Source organism: Halorubrum sp. AD140 (assembly GCF_034497445.1).
In the GTDB taxonomy this organism is placed as follows: domain Archaea; phylum Halobacteriota; class Halobacteria; order Halobacteriales; family Haloferacaceae; genus Halorubrum.
In genome coordinates, this window is sequence record NZ_JAXRUU010000133.1 from 1 (window position 1) to 2125 (window position 2125).

Consider the following 2125-nt stretch of genomic DNA (forward strand, 5'->3'; position numbering starts at 1 on the left):
CGAACTCGCTGCGGAGCCGCTCCTCGTCCTCGCCCGGCCCGTCGAGATAGACCGGACCGAGGTCGGCGTCGCCTCGGCCACCGGGAACGTCCGCCGCACCGCCGCCTCCACCGACGAGCCGCTCGTGGTAGCGCTCGGCCTCGGCGTACGAGGGGAAGAAGGCGAGCGTGTTGCCGGGCGTGAATCGGATCGCGTCCCGGAGCAGCGACCCCACGGCCTCCTGCGTCTCCGGGTCGTTGCGGTCCGAGGCGAAAAGCGGCGGGACGTCGGCCGCGAACGTCCGACGGTTCGCCTCGGGGTACCCCATCTCGTAGGCCATCGAGGCGACGTCCTCTAACCCCAGCACGTCCTTCGTCACGTCGAACGGGCGCAGCGTCGCGCTCATCAGGACGGAGGCGGCCACCTCGTCGAACAGCTCGCTCGTGACGTTCCGCGGGATACAGGTGTACAGCTCCGCGCGGCCGTACACCTCGTCGGTGCCGGCGTCGCGCCGGACGGAGACCACCGGGTACTGGCCGAACTCCGCGCCCTCGTCCATCCACGTCGCGACGAAGCGGGCGGCCGCGAGCGTCTGCGACTCCGAGCGGGTCGTCGCCTCCCCGTCCCGGTAGCGGCGCTCGTACTCCTCGTCTATCGCCCGCCCGAGCTGGACGGCGAGCTCGGTCTCGGTGTCGATCCCCCGCCCCTCGTAGTTACGGAGGAACGCCAGCGTGAGGTCGTCGCGGCGGTCGTCGTTGGCGACCGAGACGTCCTCCCAGCTCTCGGTCACCGACTCCGGGCCGCCGAACCCGAGCGCGTCCTCGTACGTCTCGACGAGGGCGTCGCGGAACGCCCGGAGGACGTTCTCCGCGGGCTCGGCGCGGGAGTCGTCGCTGTCGGCTAACTCGTCGAGCGCGGCGTCGAGCCGCTCCGCGATCAGATCGTCGACGCGGTCCGCGAGGGCGTCGTCGACGCTCCCGGTCGACGCGTCGGACGCGTCGGACGCCTCCCCGTCGAGGTGCGTCCGGAGCGCCTCCCGCATCACCTCGCTTTTGGAGGCGTCACACGCTTCCAGCCGGTCGACGAGGTCGTCGTCCGCCCGGAAGGTGATCTTGCTCATACAGAAGGGGTACCTCCGGTCAGTATAAGTATCTTCTCCTGTTGTCTGACACGTTTCACAAGGCCGAAACGTTCGGCAGACCGCGACCGAATCGTGCGGTTTGGTCACACATGTGTCTGACGCAGATTTATACGCGTCGCGCGAGCATGCGTGTGTATAATGAGTAACCGCGTCGAGGACCTCGAACGACAGGTCGCGGAGCTACAGGCGGCGGTCAACGGGCTCACAGAAGAACTCGTCGAGATGAAAGAGCGCGTCCGACAGTTGGAAGACGAGCGGTCGGTCGCGGTCGAGGAGGCGGCCGCCGCGGCGACGGCCGGTGCCGAGGCCGCGGACGCCGCGACCGGCGAGCCCACTGGCGACGGGTCCGGCGACGCCTCGGAGGCGGCCGGCGGCGAGCGGACGACCCACTCCGACGACCACGTCGACGTCTTCGAGTCGGTCGAGGAGTCGTCCGACGGCGCCGAAGGCGAGGCGACGACCGCGGGCGACGCGGGTGAGGGAGATGACGTCATCGTCCCCGAGCAGTCGGCGACGACGCCCGACGCCGGCGCGGCGACCGAGGAATCCGCCGAAGACGACGACGGCGGGTCGAGCGAGGGCGACGACATCATCGTCGCGTAAGCGGTCGTCAGACCCCATGCACATCACTGAAGTCGTTCTGGACGGGTTCAAGAGCTTCGGACGAACGACGAGGATCCCCTTCTACGAGGACTTCACCGTCGTCACTGGCCCGAACGGCTCCGGGAAGTCGAACATCATCGACGGGGTGTTGTTCGCGCTCGGGCTGGCCCGCACCCGCGGGATCCGCGCCCAGAAGCTCACCGACCTCATCTACAACCCCGGCCACGACGACGGCGAGGCCGCGGGCGGGCCGAGCGAGGCCTCCGTCACGGTCGTGCTCTCCAACGAGGACGGCACCCTCGACCGGTCGCAGGTCGTCTCCGCGGCCGGTACGGAGAACGTCGGCGACGTCTCCGAGATCACGATCAAGCGCCGCGTGAAGGAGACCGAGGACAACTACTA

Annotated in this window: 2 protein-coding genes and 1 pseudogene; 2 read left to right on the top strand and 1 reads right to left on the bottom strand. The window is 69.2% G+C overall.

Translation table 11 applies throughout. The features are described 5' to 3' along the window. Nucleotides 1-904: pseudogene (locus U4E84_RS16665) on the bottom strand (ATP-dependent DNA helicase); the annotation flags it as partial. Between the two features lie 354 nt (nt 905-1258). Between U4E84_RS16665 and U4E84_RS16675 the strand changes: the two are divergent. Together U4E84_RS16675 and U4E84_RS16680 are read left to right on the top strand one after the other, a co-directional pair. After that, complete coding sequence (locus tag U4E84_RS16675) at nt 1259-1723, top strand: bZIP transcription factor (RefSeq protein ID WP_322533226.1); 465 nt, start codon at nt 1259-1261, stop codon at nt 1721-1723. A 16-nt stretch (nt 1724-1739) separates the two neighbouring features. Then, nucleotides 1740-2125, top strand: a 386-nt coding sequence (locus U4E84_RS16680; RefSeq protein WP_322533227.1) for an AAA family ATPase, incomplete at its 3' end; no start/stop codon positions are given.